Below are 23957 nucleotides of genomic sequence, written 5' to 3'. Positions count from 1 at the left end.
CGCTCCTCGCCCCGCGCGGCTGAGGAGCGCCGTCGGGGCCGGCCGCACGCCGGCCGGCCCCGGCTCCCGCAGCGCGTCTGCGGTCTCGTGACTTTCAACAACTCAACAAACGGCGGCCCAGCCATCCGCTGAATCTCCGTGAGCGTCATATGGCGGACGCTCTCGCCGAAAGGACACCACGTGCTCATTGCACAGCGCCCCACTCTCTCCGAGGAGACGATCTCCGAGTTCCGTTCGCGGTTCGTGATCGAGCCCCTCGAGCCCGGCTTCGGCTACACCCTCGGCAACTCGCTGCGTCGCACGCTGCTCTCGTCGATCCCCGGCGCCGCGGTCACCAGCATCCGCATCGACGGCATCCAGCACGAGTTCGACACGGTCCCCGGTGTGAAGGAGGACGTCGTCGAGATCGTCCTCAACATCAAGGGCCTCGTCGTCTCGAGCGAGCACGACGAGCCGATCACCGCCTACCTGCGCAAGCAGGGCGCGGGTCAGGTGACCGCCGCCGACATCTCGGCTCCGGCGGGTGTGGAGATCCACAACCCGGAGCTCGTCATCGCGACGCTCAACGACAAGGCGAAGTTCGAGCTCGAGCTCACCATCGAGCGCGGCCGCGGCTACGTCTCGGCGACCCAGAACCGCAGCGAGTTCAGCGAGGCCGGCCAGATCCCGGTCGACTCGATCTACTCGCCCGTGCTCAAGGTCACCTACCGCGTCGAGGCCACCCGTGCCGGCGAGCGCACTGACTTCGACCGCCTCGTGGTCGACGTCGAGTCGAAGCCCGCGATCACCCCGCGTGACGCGATCGCCTCGGCCGGCCGCACCCTGGTCGAGCTGTTCGGTCTCGCCCGCGAGCTGAACACGCAGGCCGAGGGCATCGAGATCGGGCCCGCCCCGGTCGACGCCGTCCTCAGCTCCGAGCTGTCGATGCCCATCGAGGACCTCGACCTCTCGGTGCGTAGCTACAACTGCCTCAAGCGCGAGGGCATCAACACGGTCAGCGAGCTCGTCGCCCTCTCGGAGACGCAGCTCATGAACATCCGCAACTTCGGTCAGAAGTCGGTCGACGAGGTCAAGGACAAGCTCGTCGAGCTCGGTCTGTCGCTCAAGGACAGCGTTCCCGGTTTCGACGGCGCCCACTTCTACGGCGGCTACGACGACGAGACCAACGTCTGAGTTCCCGCACGATCGACTTCGCAACACTGGAGAAATAGACAATGCCTAAGCCCACCAAGGGACCCCGCCTCGGAGGCGGACCGGCTCACGAGCGCCTGCTGCTCGCGAACCTCGCCGCCGCGCTGTTCACGCACGAGCGCATCCAGACGACCGAGACGAAGGCCAAGCGCCTGCGTCCGATCGCCGAGCGCCTCATCACCTTCGCCAAGCGTGGAGACCTGCACGCCCGCCGCCGCGTTCTCGGAACGATCGGCGACAAGGGCGTCGTGCACAAGCTCTTCACGGAGATCGCGCCGCAGGTGGCCGACCGTGAGGGCGGCTACACCCGCATCATCAAGACCGGCTTCCGCAAGGGCGACAACGCCCCCATGGCCGTGATCGAGCTCGTGCTCGAGCCCGTCTCGAAGAAGCCCGCCTCGTCGAAGAAGTCGGCCGCTCGCGCCGAGACGAAGGTCGCGCCGGTCGAGGAGACCCAGGCCGAGGAGACGACCGAGGTCGAGGAGACCGAGGTCGTCGAGGACGCTGACGCGGCTCAGGCTGACGCCGAGGTCGCCGAGGTCGAGGCCGTCGAGGCTGAGGAGGCCGCTGAGGCCCCCGCCGAGGACGACAAGAAGTAATACCGCCGCGCGCTCGTCGCGCAGCTGCACGAAGGCCCCGCCGGTTCGCCGACGGGGCCTTCGTCGTCGGTGCGATCGGCCGGCGTCGCGCCGTCGGCGGACGGTCGCCCGGCAGCGCGGTCCTTCCGCTCGTCGGCGGGCGCGGTTAGCGTGAGCAGCATGGCGAGTGAGGCGACGACGCTCGAGGTCCCGGGTCCGCACGGCGTGCGCGAGATGCGCGTCTCGAGTCCGAGTCGGGTGGTGTGGCCGGAAGCCGGCGTCACGAAGCTCGAGCTCGCCGAGTACCTCGTCGCGGTCGCGCCGGCGTTCCTGGCGCACAACGGCGACCGTCCGATCTCGCTGCAGCGCTTCGGCGGCGACGTGACGGGGGAGTGGTTCTTCTCCAAGAACCCGCCCAAGGGCGCGCCCGAGTGGATCCGCACCGTGGATGTCACCTACCCGAGCGGACGCACGCATCCGCAGCTCGTCGCCGACGAGGCGGCCGCGCTCGTGTGGATGGCGCAGATGAACACGGTCGTGTTCCATCCCTGGCCGTCGACCGCCGCCGACACCGACCACCCCGACGAGCTGCGCATCGACCTCGACCCGCAGCCGGGCACCGATTTCGCCGACACGGTCGCTGTGGCGCACGGGATGCGCGAGGTGCTCGCCGAGGCCGGACTCACTGCGGCCGTCAAGACCTCCGGCAGTCGCGGGCTTCACCTCGCCGCGCCGATCCGGCCCGACCATGACTTCATCGAGGTGCGGCACGGCGTCATCGCGGCGGCCCGCGAGCTGGAGCGACGGCGTCCCGATGCCGTGACGACGTCGTGGTGGAAAGAGGAGCGCGGGGAGCGCATCTTCCTCGACTACAACCAGGCCGCCCGCGACCGCACGACGGCCGGCGCCTACAGTCCGCGGGCGCTGCCCGGGGCGACGGTCTCGACCCCGGTGTCGTGGGACGAGCTCGACACGATCGATCCGGGCGCGTTCACCATCCGCACCGTGCCGCAGCGTCTCGCCGAGATCGGCGATCCCTGGGCGGACCTGCACGATGCGCCCGGCTCGATGGCGACGCTGCTCGAGTGGTGGGAGCGGGATGTCGCGGACGGCCTCGGCGACCTGGTCTACCCACCCGACTACCCCAAGATGCCGGGTGAGCCCCGGCGCGTCGCTCCGAGTCGGGCGCGCAAGGAGGAGTGAGCGAGCGGATGCGCGAGCTCGCGAGTCGGCGCGCGCGTCAGTCCAGCAGCGCCCCGAGGTCGTAGGCCGCCGGCACCTCGAGCTGCGCGAAGGTGCACGACGCGGGCTCGCGATCGGGACGCCAGCGCTCGAACTGCGCCGTGTGCCGGAAGCGCGACCCCTCCATCTGGTCGTAACGCACCTCGAGCACGCGCTCGGGGCGCAGCACGACGTAGCTCGTGTCGCGCGTGCCGGTGAAGCGGTTCTTCTCGTCTTCGCGGCGGACGGGCTCGCCGTCGGCATCCCGTTCGACGAGCGGGGCGAGCTCGTCGATCAGCTCGCGGCGTCGCGCCGCCGTGAACGCCGAGACGCCGCCGACCCGGTGCAGTTCGCCGTCATCGCCGTAGAGCGCGAGCAGCAGCGAGCCGACGCCCTCGCCCGAGGCGTGCATCCGGTACCCGGTCAGCACGACATCCGCGGTGCGCGCGTGCTTGACCTTCAGCAGCACGCGCTTGCCGGGGGCGTAGGGCGCGCCGAGCGGCTTCGCGACGACCCCGTCGAGTCCGGCGCCCTCGAACTCGTCCAGCCAGCGCCGTGCCTGATCGGCGTCGCGGCCGAGCGCCGAGAGATGGAGGGGCGCGTGGATGGCCCGCTCTCCGGTGAGCCGCTCGAGGGCGCTGCGGCGCTCGGCGAAGGGACGGGTGTGCAGCTCGGCGTCGTCGGCGGAGCGCAGCAGGTCGAAGATCACGAGCGACGCCGGCGTCTCGGCGGCGAGCATCGCCACGCGGCTCGCGGCCGGATGGATGCGCTGCGACAGCGTCTCCCAGTCGAGGCGCTCGTCGGCCCCGCCGCCCGACCCGCCGCCGGCCCTGCGCGCCGCGCCGGCGTTCGTCGATCGCAGCACGATCTCGCCGTCGACGACCGTGCCGACCGGCAGCTGGGCCCCGATCGCCTCGACGAGCTCGGGGAAGTAGCGCGTGAGCGGCTTCGACCCGCGGCTGCCGATCTCGACCCCGTCGACGCCGATGGCCACCACGGCGCGGAAGCCGTCCCACTTCGGCTCGTAGGCGTAGCCGCCCTCGATCGCGTCGGCATCGGGCACGCCGGCCGCCGCCTTCGCGAGCATCGGCCCGCCGTCGAGGTCGCCGCCGAGCAGGTCGAGCGCGGACGGCGCCGGGCTCGCGGGCGGGGGAGGCGAGGCGTCGGCGCTCATGGCGTCATCGTGCCAGGGCGGCGGGCGCGCATCCACCCCTCCTGAGGAGGCGCGCCCGCCGCGGTCTCGATCGCGCGGTCGTGTCGACGCCGACGGTCAGTGATCGCTCGCCTTCTCGGCGCCGTGTCCGGTCATCGAGCGCACCTCCATCTCGGCGGCGACCCGCCTGTCTTCCTTCGACGGCCCGCTCAGCGTGCCGATGATGCCGAGCAGGAACCCGACCGGGATCGACACGATGCCCGGATTCGAGAGCGGGAACCAGTGGAAGTCGACGCCGGGGATCATCGGCGTCGGGCCGCCCGAGACGGCCGGCGAGAAGATGATGAGGATGAGGGCCGAGGCGAGGCCGCCGACCATGCTCCAGACGGCGCCGCGCGTGGTGAATCGCCTCCAGAACAGCGAGAACAGGATCGTGGGCAGGTTCGCGCTGGCAGCGACCGCGAAGGCGAGGGCGACGAGGAACGCCACGTTCTGGCCCTGCGCGGCGATGCCGCCGATGATGGCGAGGATGCCGATGCCGACGACGGTCCAGCGGGCCACCTTGACCTCGCGGCCCGGCTCGGGCTTGCCCTTCTTGATCACGCTCGCGTAGATGTCGTGCGCGAGCGAGGTGGCCGCCGTGATGGTGAGTCCGGCGACGACCGCGAGGATCGTGGCGAAGGCGACGGCGGAGATGATGCCGAGCAGAACCGGTCCGCCGAGCTGCAGCGCGAGCAGCGGCGCCGCCGAGTTGACGCCGCCCGGCGCCGCGAGGATCGCATCCGGGCCGACGAGCGCGGCCGCGCCGTAGCCGAGCACGAGCGTGAAGAGATAGAAGGCGCCGATGATCCAGATCGCCCAGACGACGCTGCGGCGGGCCTCTTTCGCGGAGGGCACCGTGTAGAAGCGCATGAGCACGTGCGGCAGGCCGGCGGTGCCGAGCACGAGGGCGAGCGCGAGCGACACGAAGTCGAGGGGGTTCGCGCCGTACTGCAGACCGGGCGCGAGCAGTGCCGCGCCGTCGAGTCCCGCATCCGCCGCCTTCTGCGAGGCGCCGAAGGTTTCGGCGGCCTTCTGCAGCAGCGCCGAGAAGTCGAAGCCGTTGACCGCCAGCACCCAGACCGTCATGATCGCCGCGCCGCCGACGAGCAGGCAGGCCTTGACGATCTGCACCCAGGTGGTGCCCTTCATGCCGCCGATCAGCACGTAGAGGATCATCAGCACGCCCACGACGGCGATGACGATGCCGATCGCGACGGGGCCGTTGAGCCCGAGGAGGAGCGCGACGAGCCCGCCCGCTCCGGCCATCTGCGCCAGCAGGTAGAAGAAGCAGACGACGAGCGTCGTGACCGCGGCCGCGGTGCGCACCGGGCCCTGCTTGAGACGGAACGAGAGCACGTCGGCCATCGTGAACTTGCCGGTGTTGCGCATCAGCTCGGCCACGAGCAGCAGGGCGACGAGCCAGGCGACGAGGAAGCCGATCGAGTAGAGGAAGCCGTCGTAGCCGTTGACCGCGATGGCGCCGCAGATGCCGAGGAACGACGCCGCCGAGAGGTAGTCGCCCGAGATCGCGATGCCGTTCTGCGGACCGGTGAACGAGCGGCCGGCGGCGTAGTAGTCCGCGGCCGAGCGGTTGTTGCGGCTCGCTCGGAACACGATCACGAGGGTCACGAGCACGAACGCCAGGAAGATCGCGATGTTGAGCACCGGGTTGTTCTCGGCGGTCACTTCTCCGCCTCCTCGAGCTCGTGACGGATCGCCGTGGCCTCGGGATCCATCCGCCGGTTCGCGAAGCGCACGTAGGCCATCGTGATCACGAAGGTCGTCACGAACTGGCCCAGCCCGAGCAGCAGGCCGAGGTTGACGTTCCCGATCACCGGCGTGGCCATGAAGTCGTGGGCGTAGGCGGCGAGCAGCACGTAGACGAAGTACCAGACGAGGAACAGCACGGCGAGCGGGAACACGAAGCCGCGATGCCGGCGGCGCAGGCGCTGGAAGGGCTCGGAGGCGGCGACGGCCTCGTAGTCGGGTCCGCGGGCGGCGGAGCGGTCGGGCGCGGAATCGGACACGGTGACCTCCTCGTCACCGGGGGCGCGCCTCGTTGCGCGTCCCCCGAATGGGGGTCAGCATAGAGGGGCTGTGCTGCGGGTGTCGAGGAGCGCCGAACGGATCCGGCGACGGTGCCGGGCCCGCGGCGCCGATCAGACCGGGCGCGGCGCCGACTCGTAGTCGCGGTCTCCGCGCAGCGGCGGCAGCTGCGCGAGCCGCTGCAGCGCCTCCTCGAGCGTCTGGGTGAACAGCCGCGCCCCAGCCCCGCCGAAGTGCACCTGGTCGCGGTTCAGCTGGTCGAGGTGCGGCTGCACGGCGTCGTGCCAGTTCGACAGCTCGACGTTGCGGTACTGCTGGGCGTAGGCGGTGAGGATGGCGTTGTTGGGGTCGATCCACGACCGCGGCGCCTGCGCGGTGACGAGCACGAGCTCACGCTGCGGCCCGATGATGCGGCGCACCTCGTCGAGGGTGGTGCGGCTGAGGGAGCCGTTCGTGCCGAGCGCGACGACGACGATCGGCCGCAGCCGCCCCTGGTCCTTAAGAGCCTGCACGAGCTGCGGGGCCACCGACATCTGCCGCGACACGGCCGCCTCGATGTCGACGCCCGGCAGTCCGGTCTGCAGCTCCGTCGCGGCCGCCAGGGTGACGGAGTCGCCGATCACGCTGATCCGGTCGCCCTGCGGGGGAGCGGCGGAGGCCGAGGGCGATGCCGAGGGCGACGGCGTCGCCGAGATCGCGGCCTGTCCGGCTTCGACCTGGCTCTGGGTGCTGCCGACGCCCGGATCGCGCGTCACCGCCCATCCCGTCGCCGCGACCGCGCCGAGCGCGAGCACCGTCACGACCGTCGCCGCCGTCGCGGAGCTCGCGCCCCACCGCCACCAGCCGAGCACGAGGCGTGCGGTGCGACGGAAGCCGTCGGTGCGGATGGGCTGCTCGAGGGCGCTGTAGGAGACCCCGGCGGCGGTGAGCGTGATGGCGAGCGCGGCGCCCGAGAGCGCCCACCCGCTCCAGCCCTCGCGCGGCCAGGTCGGCGCCGCCGCATCCAGCAGCAGGTAGACGGGCCAGTGCCAGAGGTAGATGCCGTAGCTGCGAGCGCCGATCCAGCGCAGCGGGGCGAGGTCGAGGGCGCGGCCGAGCAGGGAGCCGGGGGTCACGGCGGCCGCGATCGCCACCACGGTGAGCACCGCGGCGAGCAGCAGGCCGCCGCGGAAGACGAAGGGGTCGTGCTCGGGAAGCAGGATCGCCAGCGCGACGAGCGCGCCGATCGAGAGCAGGCCGAGGATGCCGAGAGCGGCCCGGCGGGCACGGGACCAGAGGGCCCGATCGCCGGCCCAGCCCTGCGCTGCGAAGGCGAGGAAGGAGCCCAGCGCGAGCCCGAAGCTGTGGGTGTCGGTGCCGTAGTAGGCGCGCGTGCCGTCGCTCGGGTCGGCGATCACCCACATCGCGGCGGCGCTCGCCGCGGCGAGCGCGAGCGCGATCCACATCCGCACCCGGCGGGGCAGCAGCACGAGCAGCAGCACCGCGAGCGGCCACAGCAGGTAGAACTGCTCCTCGACGGCGAGCGACCACAGATTGCGGAACAGCTCCGGCGTCGCCGCGTCGAAGTAGCTCGACCCCTGGGCGATGAAGATCCAGTTGCTCGAGAAGGTCGCCGCGCCGAGCAGCTGCGATCCCAGGTGCAGCAGCGTGTCGCCGCCGACGGCGGCGGCCGCCGCGCCGCAGACCAGCAGCAGCAGGACGAGCGCCGGCAGCAGGCGCCGTGCGCGGCGGAGCCAGAACGCGCCGAGACGGATGCGGCCCGTGCGGACGTGTTCGCGCAGCAGCAGCGTCGTGATCAGGAAGCCGCTGATGACGAAGAAGACGTCGACGCCGAGGAAACCGCCGGGCAGCACCGGGATCGGCGCGAGATGGAAGACCACGACGAGCGTCACCGCGATCGCGCGGAGCCCATCGAGTCCGGTCAGACGTCCGCGCAGCCCGCGCGAGGCCGCGGCGGTGTCGGCGACGGGGCGCGGATCCGTGCCCGCGGCGGGGCGTGCGGATGGCGTCGGAGTCATGGGCGGCACCCACTTTAGACTCGATGAGTGGATGACGCCGAGTCCGCGCTGGATGCGCCGACGACCCCCGTGGAGCAGCATCCCGGCGCGCTGCACCGGCTGCGCCTCGACATCGCCTACGACGGCGCCGGCTTCTCGGGATGGGGTCGTCAGCCCGGGCTGCGCACCGTGCAGGGCGAGCTGGAGGCGGCGCTCGCGACCGTGTTCCGCCGCAGCGCGACGCCTCCGCTGCTGACCGTCGCCGGGCGCACCGACGCCGGTGTGCACGCGCTCGGCCAGGTCGCGCACGTCGACCTCGACGACGCCCAGCTCGCGAGCCTCGATGCCGCTCACCGCGGCGGCGATCGCTCGAAGGCCCCGCAGGGTCCGGCGGCGCTCGCCCGCCGTCTCAACGGCATCGCCGGTCTCGACGCGGACGTCTGGGTATCGTCGGTCACCCGCGCGCCGGCCGGCTTCGACGCCCGCTTCTCGGCGATCTGGCGTCGCTACGAGTACCGGGTCGCCGACCCGCGCGCGCTGCGCGATCCGCGCCGCCGCGGCGCGACGCTCTGGCACCCCGCCGAACTCGACGACCAGGCGATGGATGCGGCGGCCGCCGCGCTCACCGGGCTGCACGACTGGGCCGCCTACTGCAAGCCGCGCGAGGGCTCGACGACGATCCGCACCCTCCAGTCGTTCAGCTGGCGCCGCGACGCCGATGGCGTTCTCGTGGCCCGGCTGCAGGCCGACGCCTTCTGCCACAGCATGGTGCGCGCGCTCGTCGGAGCCTCGATCGCCGTCGGCGCCGGCAAGCTCGACCCCGAGCGGATGGTCGGCATCCGCGACGAGGCCCGGCGCGGCTCCGAGTTCATCGTCGCGCCGGCGAAGGGTCTCACCCTCATGGAGGTCGGCTACCCGGCCGACGCCGAGCTCGCCGAGCGGGCCGCCCAGACCCGCAACCGCCGCGGAGCGCACGAGGTGGATGCTGCGACCCGCCCGGTTTGACCGCATCCTCTCGCGTCGCGTAGTCTTGCCAGGTTGTCTGCTCGCAGTTCCACTGCGTGCGGCGATACCGAGCCCTCCACCGTCGGGTTCGACGCCATCGGCGCCGAACGCACACCGGAGCGGGATTCACGACCACCTCGAGAGAAAGCAGTCCTATCGTGACGCGCACTTTCAGCCCCAAGCCCGCTGACATCCAGCGCGACTGGGTCATCATCGACGCCGCCGACGTCGTGCTCGGCCGCCTGGCCAGCCACGCCGCCGCCCTGCTGCGCGGCAAGCACAAGCCGACCTTCGCCCCCCACGTCGACGGTGGTGACTTCGTCATCATCATCAACGCGGAGAAGGTCGCGCTGACCGGCGCCAAGCTTCAGAAGAAGCTCGCCTACCGCCACTCGGGCTACCCGGGCGGCCTCACCGCCACCGCCTACTCGGAGCTGCTCGAGAAGCACCCGACGCGCGCGGTCGAGAAGGCCATCCGCGGCATGCTGCCGAAGACCTCGCTGGGCCGCGCCCAGATCAAGAAGCTGAAGGTCTACGCCGGTGCCGAGCACCCGCACGCCGCTCAGCAGCCCAAGCCCTACACCCTGACCCAGGTCGCCCAGTAAGCGCCGAAACCGAGGATCACCGAATCATGGCGAAGATCGAAGACACCATCACCGGCGAGGCGCTGCAGAACTACTCGACTGAGACGCCCGCCGGCGCCGTCGAGACCAGCACCCCGCGTGCCCCCCTCACCGTCTCGGGCGCGGCCGTCGGCCGTCGCAAGGAGGCCATCGCCCAGGTCCGCCTGGTGCCGGGCTCCGGCAGCTACGCGGTCAACGGCCGCACGCTCGAGGACTACTTCCCGAACAAGCTGCACCAGCAGCTGATCAACGACCCCTTCAAGGTGCTCGACCTGATCGGCGGCTACGACGTGACCGCGAAGATCACCGGCGGCGGCCCCTCGGGCCAGGCCGGCGCTCTGCGCCTCGCGATCGCGCGCGCTCTCAACGAGATCGACCGCGAGAACAACCGCGCCACCCTGAAGAAGGCCGGCTTCCTGACGCGCGACGCGCGCGTCATCGAGCGCAAGAAGGCCGGTCTCAAGAAGGCCCGCAAGGCCTCGCAGTTCTCGAAGCGCTGATCCGCCCCTCCGGGCCGGCTCACATGCCTCGACTCTTCGGAACGGACGGGGTCCGCGGACTCGCCAACGGCGAGATCATCACCGCGGACCTCGCTCTCGGCCTGGCTCAGGCCGCGGCTGTCGTGCTCACGCAAGGGCGGCACGCGGACGAGAACCGCACTCGCGGTCGACGTCCTCGTGCCGTCCTGGCGCGTGACCCCCGCGTCTCGGGCGAGTTCATCGCAGCCGCCGTCGCGGCCGGCCTCGCGAGCTCCGGCATCGACGTGCTCGACGCCGGTGTGATCCCGACCCCCGCCGCCGCCTTCCTGGTCGGCGACATCGACGCCGACTTCGGCGTGATGGTGTCCGCGTCGCACAACCCCATGCCCGACAACGGCATCAAGTTCTTCTCCTTCGGCGGGGCCAAGCTCCCCGATCTCGTCGAAGACCGCATCGAGGCGGCTCTCGACAAGCAGCACCTCCTGCCGACCGGCGCAGGCGTCGGGCGAATCCGCCGCTTCGCCGACGCCGAAGACCGCTACATCGTGCACCTCGTCGGCACGCTCAAGAACCGGCTCGACGGCATCCACGTCGTCATCGACGCCGCGCACGGCGCCGCCGCGGGCGTCTCGCCCGAGGCGTTCGCTCTCGCCGGCGCGACGGTCACGCTCATCGGCGCCGAGCCCGACGGCATCAACATCAACGACGGCGTCGGCTCGACCCACCTCGAGAAGCTGCAGGCGAAGGTGCTCGAGGTCGGCGCCGACCTCGGCATCGCGCACGACGGGGATGCGGACCGCTGCCTCGCCGTCGACGCCGACGGCAACGTCATCGACGGCGACCAGATCATGGCGATCCTCGCGGTGTCGCGCCAGGAGCGCGGACTGCTCGTCGACGACACGCTCGTCGCGACCGTCATGTCGAACCTCGGCCTGCGCGTCGCGATGGCCGAGCACGGCATCCGCCTGATCGAGACGGCGGTCGGCGACCGCTACGTGCTCGAGGGTCTCGCCGAGCACGGCGCGAACCTCGGCGGTGAGCAGAGCGGCCACATCATCTTCACCGACCACGCGACGACCGGCGACGGCGTGCTGACCGGCCTGCACCTCGCCGCCGAGATCGCGCGCACGGGCCGCACCCTCGCCGACCTCGCGTCGGTCATGACGGTGTACCCGCAGGTGCTCATCAACGTCGCGGGCGTCGATCGCGAGCGTCTCGCTTCCGACGAGACCGTCGCGGCCGAGGTCGCCGCGGCGACCGAGGCGCTCGGCGACACGGGTCGCGTGCTGCTGCGCCCCAGCGGCACCGAGCCGCTCGTGCGCGTCATGGTCGAGGCGTCGACCGAGTCGGTCGCCCGGTCGACCGCCGAGCACCTCGCCGACGTCGTGCGCGCCGCACTCGCCCTCTGACCCTCCGGGCGTCACCCGTCCGCTGACGCCGAGTGCCGCCTCGGCTCGGCGCTCAGATCTTGCGGAGGAGCACCGACGAGACCGTGTGATCCGACTGCTTGCGCAGCACGAGCGAGGAGCGGGCGCGGGTCGGCAGCACGTTCTGCACGAGGTTCGGCTCGTTGATCTCCTGCCAGATCGAGCGGGCCCGGGCGACCGCCTCGTCCTCGCTGAGCGCGGCGTAGCGGTGGAAGTACGACGAGGGATCCGCGAACGCCCCGCGCTGCAGGCGCAGGAAGCGCTGCACGTACCACTCCTCGATGTCGGCCGTGCGCGCATCCACGTAGATCGTGAAATCGAACAGGTCGCTGACCGCGAGGCGCCCGCCGGCGGTCGGCGGCTGCAGCACGTTGAGGCCCTCGACGATGAGCACGTCGGGGCGGTGGGTCACGTTCTCGACGCCGGGCAGGATGTCGTAGGTCAGGTGCGAGTAGACCGGCGCCGCGACCTCGGCGGCCCCGCTTTTGACCTGGCTGACGAAGCGCAGGAGTGCGCGTCGGTCGTAGCTCTCGGGGAAGCCCTTGCGCGTCATGAGGCCGCGCCGCTCGAGCTCGGCGTTCGGGTGCAGGAAGCCGTCGGTCGTCACGAGCTCGACCCGGGGCGTGTCATCCCAGCGGCCGAGCAGCTCGCGCAGCAGCCGCGCGATGGTGGATTTGCCGACCGCCACCGATCCCGCCACGCCGATCACGAACGGCGTGGGAGCCTCGTCGTCGGCGCGCAGGAAGCCCCGCGTCGCGGCGTGCAGCGACTTGGCGCCGGCGGCGTAGAGGCTGAGCAGCCTGCTCAGCGGTACATACACCTCGGCGACCTCGGTGAGGTCGAGCGCATCACCGAGTCCCCGGATCGCGGCGACCTCGGCCTCGGTCAGGGGCTGGGGGACCTCGGAGGCGAGATCCGCCCACTCGGCACGAGGGATCTCGACGAAGGGCGTCGTCCCGCCCGCACCGCTGTCAGACATCGTGCCTCAGCGTAGGGGCACAGGCCGCTCCACCTAGAATCGACCCCATGTGTGGAATCGTGGGTTACGTCGGTCCGGGCAGCAGCCTGAACGTGCTGATCGGGGGCCTGCGTCGTCAGGAGTACCGCGGATACGACTCGGCCGGGGTCGCGATCCTCGACGAGTCGGGCGAGCTGGGGATGCGCAAGCGCGCCGGCAAGCTGAAGACCCTCACCGACGATCTCGCGGCGACCCCGCTGTCCGACGGCCGCACCGGAATCGGGCACACCCGCTGGGCGACGCACGGCGGGCCGACCGACGTGAACGCGCACCCGCACCTCGCCGACGGCGGGCGCCTGGCGCTCATCCACAACGGCATCATCGAGAATTTCGCCGAGCTCAAGGCCGAGCTGCTCGATGCCGGCGAGACGTTCCTCAGCGAGACCGACACCGAGGTCGCCGCACTGCTCGTCGCCCGCGAATACCGCGAGGTGCACGACCTGACCGAGGCGCTGCGTCGCGTGGTCGACCGTCTCGAGGGCGCCTTCACGCTGCTGGCCGTGCACGCCGATCAGCCCGGCGTCGTCGTCGGGGCCCGTCGCAACTCCCCGCTCGTGATCGGCCTCGGCAAGGGGGAGAACTTCCTGGGCTCGGATGTGGCGGCCTTCGTCGAGCACACGCGGCACGCGATGGAGATCGGTCAGGACCAGATCGTCACGATCCGCCCCGACAGCGTCGCGGTGACGGACTTCGCGGGCGCTCCGGTCGAGACCCGCGAGTTCGAGATCGCGTGGGACGCCTCCGCCGCCGAGAAGGGCGGCTGGCCGAGCTTCATGAAGAAGGAGATCAGCGAGGAGCCGGAGGCGATCGCGAACACGCTGCGCGGCCGTCTCGTCGACGGGCGCACGGTGATCCCCGAGCTGGAGCCGCTCGAGCCCGTCTTCGCCGACATCGACCGCGTCGTCGTTCTGGCCTGCGGCACCGCCTACTACGCCGGCATGCTCGGCAAGTATGCGATCGAGGCCTGGGCGCGCATCCCCGTCGACGTCGAGCTGTCGCACGAGTTCCGCTACCGCGAGCCGGTGCTGAGCGAGCGCACGCTGGTCGTGTCGGTGAGTCAGTCGGGCGAGACCATGGACACGCTCATGGCCGTCAAGTACGCGAGCGCCGCCGGCGCGCGCACCCTGTCGATCTGCAACGTGCAGGGCGCCACGATCCCGCGCGAGTCGGACGCGATCCTCTACACCCACGCCGGCCCGGAGGTCGCGGTCGCATCGACGAAGGCCTTCGTCGCGCAGGCGACCGCGCTGTATCTCCTGGCGCTCAAGCTCGGCGAGTCGCGGGGACTGCTGACGCCGGAGTCGGCCCAGCCGCTCATCGACGAGCTGACGAGCCTGCCCGAGAAGCTGCAGTCGGTCATCGCCGACTCCTCAGAGCGCATCGCCGAGCTGGCGCAGTGGTCGGCCGACACGCAGTCGGTGCTCTTCCTGGGGCGCAACGTCGGGTACCCGATCGCGCTCGAGGGTGCGCTGAAGCTCAAGGAGCTCGCCTACATCCACGCTGAGGGCTTCGCGGCCGGCGAGCTGAAGCACGGTCCGATCGCCCTGATCGAGCCGGGCCAGCTGGTCTTCGTCGTGGTGCCGAGCCCGCGTCACACCGGGTCGCTGCACCCGAAGGTCGTCTCGAACATCCAGGAGATCCGCGCGCGCGGCGCCCGCGTGATCGCGATCGCCGAGCTCGGCGACGCCGCGGTCGTGTCGTCGGCCGATGAGGTCATCCGCATCCCGCTGGCCGGCCCGATGTTCGAGCCGCTGCTGGCGGTCGCGCCGCTGCACGTCTTCGGCATGGAGCTCGCCGCGGCGAAGGGCCTCGACGTCGACCAGCCGCGCAACCTGGCGAAGTCGGTCACGGTCGAGTAGACCGGGCGGTGATGAGCGAGGTGCATGCGCGGATCGGCGTGCGGCGATGATCGTCGGCATCGGGGCCGATGTCGTCGATCTGGCGCGGTTCGAGCGCGCGGTCTCGCGCACGCCGAAGCTGGCCGAGCGCCTGTTCGCTGAGAGCGAACGCGACCGTCCGCTGCGCTCGCTCGCCGCGCGATTCGCCGCGAAAGAGGCCGTGATGAAGGCGCTCGGGCGCTCGACCGGCATCCGCTGGCACGACATGATCGTCAGCTCGGACGAGCACGGATCGCCCGAGATCACGCTCGGCGGCGCCGCGAAGGCGATCGCCGACGACCTCGGCGTGACCCGGCTGCACCTCTCGCTCTCGCACGACGCGGGGGTCGCGATCGCCATGGTCGTCGCCGAGAAAGGCGATGCGCGATGAGCGCCGAGGAGACGAGCGGCGACCGGATGAGCGCCGAGGAGATGAGCGCCGACCGGATGAGCGCCGCGACCGCGCGCCCGCTGCGCGAGATCCGCATCGACGCGGAGGCGCTGCGCCACAACGTCGCGACCCTGAAGCCGCTCGTCGCGCCCGCCCTCACGATGGTCGTCGTCAAGGCGGACGCGTACGGCCACGGCGCGCTCGTCGCGGCGCGTGCCGCCCTCGGCGGCGGCGCCGACTGGCTGGGCACCGCCGACCTCGACGAGGCGCTCGCCCTGCGCGCCGCCGGCATCCGCGCCCCGCTGCTGGCCTGGCTGCACGGCCCGGACACTGACTTCGGCCCGGCGGCCGAGGCCGGGGTGGATGTCGGGGTGAGCTCGCTCGACCAGCTGGAGCGCGCGGCGGCCGCCGGGGCGACCGTGCACCTCAAGTTCGACACCGGGCTGAGCCGCAACGGCATCCAGGCCGACGACGCCCCCGCGGTCATCGCCCGCGTCGCCGAGCTGCAGCGCGACGCGGGGCTGCGCGTGCGCGGCGTCTTCAGCCACCTCTCCGGCACCTCACCGGAGGAGGATCTCGCTCAGCTCGCCCGCTTCGAGCTCGCCGTCGCGGCGCTCGCCGAAGCCGGGGTGCATCCCGAGCTGCGTCACCTGGCCGCGAGCGCCGCCGCGATCGCGCTGCCGGCGACCCGCCTCGACCTGGTGCGGATCGGCATCGCGAGCTACGGCCTCAGCCCCGATCCGCGGGTTCCGGTCGACGTGCTCGGGCTGCGGCCGGTCATGGAGGTCAGCGCCGGGATCGCGCACGTCAAGCGCGTGCCCGCGGGAGAGGGCGTCTCGTACGGCTACATCCACCGCACCGCCGCGCCGACGACGCTCGCGCTCGTGCCGCTCGGCTACGCCGACGGCGTGCCGCGCTCCGCCTCGGGCGGGGCGAGCGTCGCGATCGACGGCGTGCGGCATCCCGTCGTCGGCCGGATCGCCATGGACCAGTTCGTCGTCGACGTGGGCGATGCCCCGGTCGCGGTCGGCGACCGCGCCGTGCTGTGGGGCGATCCGGCGACGGGCGCGCCGAGCGCCGAGGACTGGGCGGATGCCGCGGGCACGATCGACTACGAGATCGTCACGCGCGTCGGCGGACGTGCCGCGCGCACGGTCGTCGGCGCGCCGCAGCCGGCGCAGGCGGCGCGGGCGACGCCGCCGGCCGCGGCGGCGGGTGGCCTCGCGTGACCGCGCTCGAGCTCACGATCCCCGACACCTCCGCGATGGAGCAGCTCGGCATCCGTCTCGCCGCGCACCTGCGCGCGGGTGATCTCATCCAGCTCGACGGCGAGCTCGGCGCGGGCAAGACGACGCTGACCCGGGGCATCGGCGAGGGGCTCGGCGTGCGCGGCGCGGTCACGAGCCCGACCTTCGTGCTCGCGCGGACGCATCCCACCGCCGGCGGCGTCCCGCTCGTGCACGTCGACGCCTACCGGCTGGCGACTGCGCTCGAGCTCGACGATCTCGACATCGACTGGGCCGGATCGATCACCGTCGTCGAGTGGGGCGCGGGCAAGCTCGACGGCGTCAGCGCGTCGTGGCTGCGCATCGCGATCGAGCGGCGCACCGGCGCGGCAGCGGATGCCGCGCTCGGACCGGGCGACGAGGTGGATGCCGAAGAGGAGCCCCGGCACGTCGTGGTCGAGGGCGTCGGGCCGCGCTGGGTCGAGCTGCCGCCGCTCGACTGACCGACCCGGGTCGCGGTCCTGCTGCGCGCCGGAGACGGCGCGCTCGGCGCGGGGCGCGGCGCCGCCCTGCATCGGCGCCGCCCTGGATCGGAGACGCCCTGGATCGGAGACGCCCTGCATCGGCGACGCCTCAGTGGTGATGGCGGTGCGAGTGCTCGGCGCCGTAGCGGTCTCGGTGCCGCACCCAACCGCGGGCGTCCTGCCGTCCGAGCGGGGTCACGTCGAGCAGCGCGTGGTAATTCTGCGTGAGCTCGGTTCCTCGCGCGCACGCCGAGTACTTGTGCAGCACCCGGTCGCCGTCGCGCAGGAAGGTCGACTGCACGGGCATGTCGAACGCGGTGTCGCCGCCGACCCCGAACGGCGCCCAGTTGTATTCGGTCACGCCGCGCGCGGGGTCGATCGTGGCCTGGAAGTCGTCGCTGAACGCGGTGCCGACCGTGGCGTAGATCGGCCGCTCCCAGCCGAGTCGCTCCCGCATCCGCTCGATCGAGGCGAAGGGCGCCTTGGCGACGAACTGCACGGACGTGTCGGCGGCGGCGAAGTGCTCGGGGCGGCCCAGGCTGTCGTAGAACATCGAGCAGCTGGGGCAGGCCTCGTCACTGTCGAGCCACATCATGTGGTGCACGAAGAGCTGACGTCGCCCCTCGAAGAGGTCGATCAGCCCGACCTCGCCCTCGGGTCCGAGGAAGCGGTAGTCGGTCTCGACGAGTTCGAAGGGCAGCTCCCGCAGGGCGCGCAGCGCCCGGTCGCGCGCGTGGGTCGCCTCCTTCTCGAGCGCCAGCAGGCGGATGCGCGCCTCGCGCCAGGCGTCGCGGCTGACGACGACGGGGTCGCCGGGCGGGGCGTCGAAGGGCGAGATGACGTCGGTCACGGCGGTTCCTCCTCGAACGGATGCTGCACGGGCACGGTCCGGGGCGGGGTTCCGAGCGGGCCGGGCGTCGCGCGTCACGACAATGTGAACGCCGTCCACATTACGCGGGCCGGGCAGACCGGTCAACGGTACGCTCGAGGGATGCTGCTCGCCATCGACACCTCGGCGGGCACGAGCGTCGCCGTCGTCGACGGACCCGACCGCGTCGTCGCCGAACTCGTCGAGACCGACACGCGCTCGCACGCGGAGAAGGTCGGCACCCTCATCGCGGCCGCGCTCGCCGAGGCCGGCATCGCCGCGGGCGAGGTGGATGCGGTCGCCGCGGGGCTCGGCCCCGGTCCGTTCACGGGGCTGCGCGTCGGCATCGCCGCGGCCCGCGTCTTCGCGCTCGGGCGGGGCGTCCCGGTGATCGGCGTGCCCTCGCACGCCGCCGTCGCGCTCGACGCCGACGGCCCGGTCCTCGTGGTGACGGACGCGCGTCGTCGGGAACTCGCGTGGACCGCCTTCGCCGCGCCCGCTCCCGCGTCGCTGTCGACCTCGACCGCCTCGTCGGCCTCGCCCGCCGCGCCCGCCGCGCCCCGCATCCCCGTCGCCCTGCGCGGACCCGAGCTCGTGCGCGGCGACGACGCGGAGAGCCTGTTCGCCGAGCTGACCGCGCCCGGGGCTGAGCTCGCCGGCGCGCTGCGCGTGGATGCCGCGGTCATCCCTGCCGGAGCCCTCGGGCTGCTCGCCGAGCGTCTGCGGGCGAGCGGCGTCGTGAGCCCCGCGCTCGAGCCCCTCTATCTGCGCCCGCCCGACGTCACGCTCTCGGCCGGGCCGAAGCGGGTCACCGCGTGAACGCCGCGGCGACCGACCCGGGATCCCCGCCGCCGGGCGTGCACGTGCGTCGGGCTGAGCCGGGTGATCTCGACGAGCTGATGGCGCTCGAGCACGAGGTCTTCGCCGACGACCCGTGGCCGACCGAGGCGATGCGCAGCGAGCTCGCCTCGCCGCACACCTTCTATCTGGTCGCCGAGCGCGACGGGGCGCGGGAGGTCGCCGGCCCGCCTGCCGTCGCCGGCGCGGGCCGGTCCGGCGGCGCGGGCCCCGTCGGGGCCGAGGTCGTCGGCACGGTGCCGCCGCTCCCGCCGTCAGGGTCGGCATCCGCCTCGGCCTCCCACATCGTCGGCTACGCCGGGCTCTCCGCCCCGTCGTCGGCCGAGCAGGGCGACGTGCAGAACATCGCCGTCGTCGCCGAGCTGCGCGGCGCCGGTCTCGGCCGGCACCTGCTGCGCCGCCTCGTCGCCGAGGCCGAGCGGCGTGGACTCAGTGATGTGCTGCTCGAGGTGCGCATCGACAACAGCGTCGCCCAGTCGCTCTACGCCGCCGAGGGATTCGAGCAGATCGCGATCCGCCCCCGCTACTACCGCGGCGCGATCGACGCGGTCATCATGCGCAAGCAGCTCGCCGTCGACCCGACCGAGGAGGCCTCGCCGTGACCGCCGAACCGCTTGTTCTCGGGATCGAGACCAGCTGCGACGAGACCGGCGTCGGCATCGTGCGCGGCCGGACTCTGCTCGCCAATGTCATCGCCTCGTCGATGGACGAGCACGCGCGCTACGGCGGCGTGGTGCCGGAGGTCGCGGCGCGCGCGCACCTCGAGGCGATCGAGCCGACGCTGCAGGCGGCGCTCGCCGAAGCCGGCGTGACGCTCGACGAGCTGGATGCGATCGCCGTCACGAGCGGACCGGGACTCGCCGGCGCGCTCATGGTCGGCATCGGCGCCGCGAAGGGGCTCGCGCTGGCGACGGGCAAGCCGCTCTACGGCGTGAACCATCTGGTCGGGCACGTCGGGGCCGACCTGCTGCGCCCGCCCGCCGCCGTCGGCACTGCGGCGGGCTCGACCGCCGGCACGCCCGCCGTCTCCGACGATCGCGGCGAGCTCGAGCTGCCGACGATCGCGCTGCTGGTGAGCGGCGGCCACACGAGCCTCCTGCTCGTGCGCGACCTCATCGACGACGTCGAGCTGCTCGGCGAGACGATCGACGACGCCGCCGGCGAGGCCTTCGACAAGGTCGCCCGGCTGCTCGGCCTGCAGTACCCGGGCGGTCCGCAGATCGACCGCGCCGCGGCGACGGGCGATCCGCGCGCGATCCGCTTCCCCCGCGGGCTCACGGCGCCGAAGGATCGCGAGCGCCACCGCTTCGACTTCTCCTTCTCGGGGCTCAAGACCGCCGTCGCGCGCACGGTCGAAGCCGCGCGCGACCGCGGCGACGAAGTGCCGACGGCGGATGTGGCGGCGTCGTTCCGCGAGGCCGTCGCCGACGTGCTGATCACGAAGGCGCTCGACGCCTGCGCCGAGCACGGCGTGCCGCGGCTGCTGCTCGGCGGGGGAGTGGTCGCGAACGCCCGCATCCGCGGACTCGCCGAAGAGCGCTGTGCGGCAGCGGGCGTCGCGCTGCGCATCCCGCCGCTCTCGCTGTGCACCGACAACGGGGCGATGATCGCCAGCGTCGGCGCTCAGCTCGTCGCCGCGGGGCGGGCGCCGTCGCCCCTCGACTTCGCCGCCGACTCGACTCTGCCGGTCACCGAGGTGCAGGCGGTGTGACCCGCCGCGCGTCGACCGGCGAACGGGCCCCGGCGAACTGCTGAACACATCTCGAAATACACGGTCTGGCGCGTTGACACGCATTCAGGGCTTTGACAGGCTGTCATGCGCTGACGACTCACCTATCTAGGAGCCGAAAATGACCGCAACCCCTCCTCCCGCCCAGCCCACCGGATACACCCCGGCCCCGGCGGCGAAGACCAACACGCTGGCGATCGTCGGCCTGATCCTGGCCTTCGTCTTCAGCCTGGCGGGTCTGATCGTCAGCATCATCGCCCTCGGCCAGATCAAGCAGACCGGTGAGGGCGGCCGCGGCCTGGCCCTCGCGGGTCTCATCATCAGCATCGCCAGCCTCGTGATCGGCGTGCTGTGGATCATCTTCGGCGTCGTGCTCGCCGCCTCGGGCGCCGGGAACTACACCAGCTACTGAACCTCAGCGACGATGCCCCGGCTCCGATGCCGGGGCATCGTCGTCTGCCACCGCCCCACAATGAATAGAGTCTTCGCATGAGCGACATCCCTCCTCCTCCCGCGTCGCCGGCCGGCGGCAACCCCTACGGCCAGCCGCAGCAGCCCCAGCAGCCCTACGGCCAGCAGCCCGCGCAGCCGTACGGGCAGCAGCCCTACGGTCAGCAGCCGCAGCAGCAGCCCTACGGTCAGCCCGCCCAGCCCTACGGCCAGGCCGCGCCGCAGACCTACAGCGCCCCCGGCTCGCAGTACGGCGGCTACCAGCCCGTGCAGTCGCAGGGCACGAACACGCTCGCGATCATCTCGCTCGTGCTCGCCTTCGTCGTCTCGCTGGGCGCCGTCATCACCGGCCACATCGCGCTCGGTCAGATCAAGCGCACGGGTGAGGGCGGCCGCGGCCTGGCTCTCGCCGGCCTGATCCTCGGCTACATCGGCATCGCGGGTGGCGTCATCGCGGTGATCTTCTGGATCATCGCGATCATCGCCGCGGCGTCGACCAGCGCCTACTACGACTACTGAGTCGGTTCGCGAAGGGGGTCGGCTCGGATGAGCCGGCCCCCTTCGTCGTTCCGGGCACCGGTCCGGATGCGCCGCGCCGCGCCGCGTCAGGCGCGCTCGGCGAGCAGCGCCACGCGTGCGCCCGCGCGGCGCGTCAGCACCAGCGTCGCGGAGGCCGCCCCGCTCAGGGCGAGTCGCTTGCGCAGCTGCGCGGGATCCACGTCGACGCCGCGCTTCTTGATCTCGAGCGTGCCGATTCCGCGCTCGCGCAGCTCCCGCTTGAGTCTCTTCTCGTCGAACGGCAGCTCGTCGACGACCCGGAAACGCTGCGCGAACGGGGTGTCGACGGCCTCGTCGGCGGTGATCCAGGCGATCGTCTCGTCGAGCATCCGCCCGTCGAGTCGCCGCGCGAGGTCGCCGATCAGGCGGGCGCGGATGACGGCGCCGTCGGGTTCGTAGATCCACTCGCCGAGGTCGCCCGTCTCGGCGTCCGCGCTGTCGGCGTCCGCGACCAGCTCGGCGGCGCCGTGCGCGCCGAGCACGAGCGCCGCACGGCCCACGCCGGGGCGGGCCAGCACACCCGACCACAGCACGAGCTCGACGACCTCCCGATCGGCCGAGATCCACTGCGCCTCGAAGCCCTCCGGCAGCAGCCCGCGGTCGACGCCGGGCCCGAGCTTGATGCCGACGGGGATGCGGCGGCCGAGGTCGAAGCAGAAGTCGAGCGACGGCTCCCAGTCGCCCGGGTCGTCGAGACGGCGGCCCGCGCTGCGCCGGGCCGGGTCGAGCCAGGCCGCATCCACCTCGCTCAGGTCGACGGAGGTGGCGTCGGCGCACTCGACGCGCGCCCGGGGGAACGGGGCCAGGTTGTAGGCCGCGAGGGCCGCCGTCGGCTCGTCGCGCTCGACGGCGAGCACCGCCAGGTCGAGGCCGGCGAGCGCGAGCGCATCCGCCCCGATCCCGCAGCCGAGGTCGGCGACGCGGTCGAGACCCGCGGCCGCGAATCGCCCCGCGTGCAGCGAGGCGACCGCGAGGCGCGTCGACTGCTCGAGACCGGCGCCGGTGAACAGCATCCGGTCGGCGAAGGCGCCGAACTTCGCCCGGGCGCGGCGGCGCAGGCGCGCCTGCGAGAGCACGGCGGCGACACGGGCAGGGGAGTGGCCTGCCGCGCGCAGCCGCGAGACGGCGGCCACGGCGTCGCCGAGCGCGTCGAGGTCGAGCTCGTCGAGCAGGGCCAGGCTCTCGGGGGTGAGCAGCTCCTGCAGCTCGGCCGTGTCCATCCGGCAACCCTATGCGCGGATGCGCCGGCCGGGTTGCGCCGGGTGTCGCGTCGCTGGCACTCGCATTGAACGACTGCTAACGACGCGCTATGGTGTCTTTGGCACTCTCGAACGGAGTGTGCCAACGGACTTCAACGAAAGAAGAGGGTCAGAGTGTCGGTCGCAATCAAGCCGCTCGAAGATCGCATCGTCATCCGCCAGGTCGAGGCGGAGCAGGTCACCGCGTCGGGCCTCGTGATCCCCGACACCGCCAAGGAGAAGCCCCAGGAGGGCGAGGTCGTGGCCGTCGGCCCCGGTCGCGTCGACGACAACGGCAACCGCGTCCCGGTCGACGTGGCCGTGGGCGACAAGGTCATCTACTCCAAGTACGGCGGCACCGAGGTCAAGTTCGGCGGCGAGGACCTGCTGGTGCTCTCGGCGCGCGACGTGCTCGCGGTCGTCGAGCGCTGACCCGCGTTCTTCCGCTTTCCGAAGGGCCCTGCCGCATCGCGCGGCGGGGCCCTTCGTCGTCCCGCTAGGCTCGCGCGGTGACCGAGCCCGAGCCCGAATCCTCTCCGCGCTTCGGCTCCGGGCTCGCCTTCGCCGGCAGCGCCTACCTGCTCTGGGGGCTGCTGCCGGGATACTTCGTGCTGCTCGCCCCGATCGGCCCCTTCGAGCTGATCCCGTGGCGCATCCTCTTCTCGCTCGTCGTCTGCGTCGTGCTCATCACGATCGTGCGCGGCTGGCGCTCCTTCGGTCGGCTGCTGCGCGACCGGCGCGCGATGCTGGCCCTGCTCGCGGCCGCCGTCGTCATCTACGTCAACTGGCAGGTGTTCGTCGTCGCCGCGCTCGGCGGCCAGGTGCTGCAGGCCTCGCTGGGCTACTTCATCAACCCGCTCGTGACCGTGCTCTTCGGCGTGGTCTTCCTGCGCGAGCGGCTGCGTCCGGCGCAGTGGGTCGCGGTCGGCATCTCGGTCGTGGCGATCGCGGTCATCGCCGTCGGCTACGGCAGCGTGCCGTGGATCTCGCTCATCCTCGCGCTGAGCTTCGGCACCTACGGCTTCATCAAGAAGCAGGTCGGCGGCCGAGTGGACGCGATCGGCGGCCTCACCGTCGAGACCGCCTGGCTGCTGCCCGTCGCGATCGTGCAGCTCATCGTCGTCGGCTCGATCACCGGGCTCGACTTCGGGCGGCACGGCGTCGCGCACACGATCCTGGTGGCCCTGTCGGGCATCGCGACCGCAGCTCCGCTGCTGCTCTTCTCGGCGGCGGCGCGCCGGCTCCCGCTCGTCGCGCTCGGACTCACCCAGTACCTCGCGCCGGTCCTGCAGTTCATCACCGGCGTCGTGCTGCTGCACGAGCAGATCGACCTCGAGCGCTGGATCGGGTTCGGGCTCGTCTGGCTGGCGCTCATCCTGCTCAGCGCGGATGCGCTGCGGGCCGCGGGGGCGGCGCGCCGGGAGCGGCGCGTGCTCGCCTGATCAGGCGTTACAGGGC

The 23957-nt window shown here is 72.2% G+C and carries 25 protein-coding genes; 18 read left to right on the top strand and 7 right to left on the bottom strand.

The genetic code is table 11. The features are described 5' to 3' along the window. Nucleotides 1–180: 180 nt before the first annotated feature. The 3 genes from FJ657_RS14240 (at nucleotide 181) to ligD (ending at nucleotide 2972) form a co-directional block, all read left to right on the top strand. The gene (locus FJ657_RS14240) at nucleotides 181–1173 is read left to right on the top strand and encodes a DNA-directed RNA polymerase subunit alpha (protein ID WP_141164370.1); all 993 of its coding nucleotides are present in this window, start codon (nucleotides 181–183) and stop codon (nucleotides 1171–1173) included. A 41-nt stretch (nucleotides 1174–1214) separates the two neighbouring features. Further along, nucleotides 1215–1790 carry a 50S ribosomal protein L17 gene (rplQ, locus tag FJ657_RS14235; RefSeq protein ID WP_141164369.1) on the top strand — a complete coding sequence of 192 codons (576 nt, stop codon included), beginning with the start codon at nucleotides 1215–1217 and terminating at the stop codon, nucleotides 1788–1790. 159 nt (nucleotides 1791–1949) lie between these two features. Beyond that, complete coding sequence (ligD, locus tag FJ657_RS14230) at nucleotides 1950–2972, top strand: non-homologous end-joining DNA ligase (protein WP_141164368.1); 1023 nt, start codon at nucleotides 1950–1952, stop codon at nucleotides 2970–2972. A gap of 37 nt (nucleotides 2973–3009) precedes the next feature. Here ligD and FJ657_RS14225 read toward each other — a convergent pair whose 3' ends face one another. The 4 genes from FJ657_RS14225 to FJ657_RS14210 all read right to left on the bottom strand — a co-directional run bounded on the left by FJ657_RS14225 (nucleotide 3010) and on the right by FJ657_RS14210 (nucleotide 8249). Continuing rightward, nucleotides 3010–4077 carry an ATP-dependent DNA ligase gene (locus FJ657_RS14225; protein WP_141164552.1) on the bottom strand — a complete coding sequence of 356 codons (1068 nt, stop codon included), beginning with the start codon at nucleotides 4075–4077 and terminating at the stop codon, nucleotides 3010–3012. Nucleotides 4078–4260: 183 nt separating this feature from the next. After that, the gene (locus FJ657_RS14220; protein WP_141164367.1) at nucleotides 4261–5871 is read right to left on the bottom strand and encodes a monocarboxylic acid transporter; all 1611 of its coding nucleotides are present in this window, start codon (nucleotides 5869–5871) and stop codon (nucleotides 4261–4263) included. Continuing rightward, complete coding sequence (locus FJ657_RS14215) at nucleotides 5868–6212, bottom strand: DUF485 domain-containing protein (RefSeq protein ID WP_141164366.1); 345 nt, start codon at nucleotides 6210–6212, stop codon at nucleotides 5868–5870. Before FJ657_RS14215 ends, FJ657_RS14220 begins: the two co-directional genes overlap by 4 nt. 132 nt (nucleotides 6213–6344) lie before the next feature. Continuing rightward, nucleotides 6345–8249: an acyltransferase family protein gene (locus FJ657_RS14210; protein ID WP_181408991.1), complete on the bottom strand. Its 1905-nt coding sequence runs from the start codon at nucleotides 8247–8249 to the stop codon at nucleotides 6345–6347. A 90-nt stretch (nucleotides 8250–8339) separates the two neighbouring features. On the opposite strand from FJ657_RS14210, the gene FJ657_RS14205 reads away from it, so the two are divergent. The 4 genes from FJ657_RS14205 to glmM all read left to right on the top strand — a co-directional run bounded on the left by FJ657_RS14205 (nucleotide 8340) and on the right by glmM (nucleotide 11744). Beyond that, the gene (locus FJ657_RS14205) at nucleotides 8340–9233 is read left to right on the top strand and encodes a tRNA pseudouridine synthase A (RefSeq protein WP_141164551.1); all 894 of its coding nucleotides are present in this window, start codon (nucleotides 8340–8342) and stop codon (nucleotides 9231–9233) included. Between the two features lie 158 nt (nucleotides 9234–9391). Then, entirely contained in the window at nucleotides 9392–9838 is a 447-nt protein-coding gene (gene rplM, locus FJ657_RS14200; protein WP_141164364.1) for a 50S ribosomal protein L13, read from the top strand. Nucleotides 9839–9864: 26 nt separating this feature from the next. Beyond that, nucleotides 9865–10356, top strand: a complete 492-nt coding sequence (gene rpsI, locus FJ657_RS14195) for a 30S ribosomal protein S9 (RefSeq protein ID WP_141164363.1) — start codon at nucleotides 9865–9867, stop codon at nucleotides 10354–10356. A 23-nt stretch (nucleotides 10357–10379) separates the two neighbouring features. Continuing rightward, nucleotides 10380–11744 (top strand): phosphoglucosamine mutase, encoded by a 1365-nt coding sequence (gene glmM, locus FJ657_RS14190; RefSeq protein ID WP_141164362.1) that lies wholly within the window; start codon nucleotides 10380–10382, stop codon nucleotides 11742–11744. A gap of 52 nt (nucleotides 11745–11796) precedes the next feature. Here the strand turns inward: glmM and coaA are convergent, their stop codons facing one another. After that, nucleotides 11797–12741 (bottom strand): type I pantothenate kinase, encoded by a 945-nt coding sequence (gene coaA / locus FJ657_RS14185; RefSeq protein WP_141164361.1) that lies wholly within the window; start codon nucleotides 12739–12741, stop codon nucleotides 11797–11799. 47 nt (nucleotides 12742–12788) lie between these two features. Between coaA and glmS the strand changes: the two genes are divergently transcribed. The 4 genes from glmS to tsaE are packed head-to-tail and all read left to right on the top strand — an operon-like array spanning nucleotide 12789 to nucleotide 16777. Continuing rightward, nucleotides 12789–14639 carry a glutamine--fructose-6-phosphate transaminase (isomerizing) gene (gene glmS, locus FJ657_RS14180; RefSeq protein WP_141164360.1) on the top strand — a complete coding sequence of 617 codons (1851 nt, stop codon included), beginning with the start codon at nucleotides 12789–12791 and terminating at the stop codon, nucleotides 14637–14639. A 46-nt stretch (nucleotides 14640–14685) separates the two neighbouring features. Beyond that, the gene (locus tag FJ657_RS14175; protein ID WP_141164359.1) at nucleotides 14686–15048 is read left to right on the top strand and encodes a holo-ACP synthase; all 363 of its coding nucleotides are present in this window, start codon (nucleotides 14686–14688) and stop codon (nucleotides 15046–15048) included. Nucleotides 15049–15104: 56 nt separating this feature from the next. Beyond that, nucleotides 15105–16277, top strand: coding sequence for an alanine racemase (gene alr, locus FJ657_RS14170; RefSeq protein WP_141164550.1), 1173 nt, complete (start codon nucleotides 15105–15107; stop codon nucleotides 16275–16277). A 35-nt stretch (nucleotides 16278–16312) separates the two neighbouring features. Next, complete coding sequence (gene tsaE / locus FJ657_RS14165; protein WP_141164549.1) at nucleotides 16313–16777, top strand: tRNA (adenosine(37)-N6)-threonylcarbamoyltransferase complex ATPase subunit type 1 TsaE; 465 nt, start codon at nucleotides 16313–16315, stop codon at nucleotides 16775–16777. Nucleotides 16778–16907: 130 nt separating this feature from the next. Here tsaE and FJ657_RS14160 read toward each other — a convergent pair whose 3' ends face one another. Further along, nucleotides 16908–17648: a DUF899 family protein gene (locus FJ657_RS14160; RefSeq protein ID WP_181408990.1), complete on the bottom strand. Its 741-nt coding sequence runs from the start codon at nucleotides 17646–17648 to the stop codon at nucleotides 16908–16910. Nucleotides 17649–17789: 141 nt separating this feature from the next. Between FJ657_RS14160 and tsaB the strand changes: the two genes are divergently transcribed. The 5 genes from tsaB (at nucleotide 17790) to FJ657_RS14135 (ending at nucleotide 21222) form a co-directional block, all read left to right on the top strand. Beyond that, nucleotides 17790–18485: a tRNA (adenosine(37)-N6)-threonylcarbamoyltransferase complex dimerization subunit type 1 TsaB gene (tsaB, locus tag FJ657_RS14155; protein WP_141164357.1), complete on the top strand. Its 696-nt coding sequence runs from the start codon at nucleotides 17790–17792 to the stop codon at nucleotides 18483–18485. Next, complete coding sequence (locus tag FJ657_RS14150) at nucleotides 18482–19126, top strand: GNAT family N-acetyltransferase (RefSeq protein WP_255447354.1); 645 nt, start codon at nucleotides 18482–18484, stop codon at nucleotides 19124–19126. The genes tsaB and FJ657_RS14150 overlap by 4 nt, the downstream gene beginning before the upstream one ends. After that, nucleotides 19123–20235 carry a tRNA (adenosine(37)-N6)-threonylcarbamoyltransferase complex transferase subunit TsaD gene (gene tsaD, locus FJ657_RS14145; protein WP_141164356.1) on the top strand — a complete coding sequence of 371 codons (1113 nt, stop codon included), beginning with the start codon at nucleotides 19123–19125 and terminating at the stop codon, nucleotides 20233–20235. Before FJ657_RS14150 ends, tsaD begins: the two co-directional genes overlap by 4 nt. 139 nt (nucleotides 20236–20374) lie before the next feature. Continuing rightward, nucleotides 20375–20665 carry a DUF4190 domain-containing protein gene (locus tag FJ657_RS14140; RefSeq protein WP_141164355.1) on the top strand — a complete coding sequence of 97 codons (291 nt, stop codon included), beginning with the start codon at nucleotides 20375–20377 and terminating at the stop codon, nucleotides 20663–20665. A 77-nt stretch (nucleotides 20666–20742) separates the two neighbouring features. Then, nucleotides 20743–21222 (top strand): DUF4190 domain-containing protein, encoded by a 480-nt coding sequence (locus FJ657_RS14135; protein ID WP_141164354.1) that lies wholly within the window; start codon nucleotides 20743–20745, stop codon nucleotides 21220–21222. An 86-nt stretch (nucleotides 21223–21308) separates the two neighbouring features. Here FJ657_RS14135 and FJ657_RS14130 read toward each other — a convergent pair whose 3' ends face one another. Next, nucleotides 21309–22481 carry a THUMP-like domain-containing protein gene (locus FJ657_RS14130; RefSeq protein WP_141164353.1) on the bottom strand — a complete coding sequence of 391 codons (1173 nt, stop codon included), beginning with the start codon at nucleotides 22479–22481 and terminating at the stop codon, nucleotides 21309–21311. Between the two features lie 153 nt (nucleotides 22482–22634). Here FJ657_RS14130 and groES point away from each other — a divergent pair, with 153 nt between their 5' ends. Next, entirely contained in the window at nucleotides 22635–22931 is a 297-nt protein-coding gene (gene groES / locus FJ657_RS14125) for a co-chaperone GroES (protein WP_141164352.1), read from the top strand. A 77-nt stretch (nucleotides 22932–23008) separates the two neighbouring features. Continuing rightward, the gene (gene rarD / locus FJ657_RS14120) at nucleotides 23009–23941 is read left to right on the top strand and encodes an EamA family transporter RarD (protein ID WP_141164351.1); all 933 of its coding nucleotides are present in this window, start codon (nucleotides 23009–23011) and stop codon (nucleotides 23939–23941) included. Nucleotides 23942–23957 lie beyond the last annotated feature (16 nt).

This window comes from Schumannella soli, from assembly GCF_006517435.1.
Lineage (GTDB): Bacteria > Actinomycetota > Actinomycetes > Actinomycetales > Microbacteriaceae > Schumannella > Schumannella soli.
The sequence above is the reverse complement of the archived record's forward strand: the minus strand, read 5'-3'. Positions and strand labels throughout refer to the sequence as shown.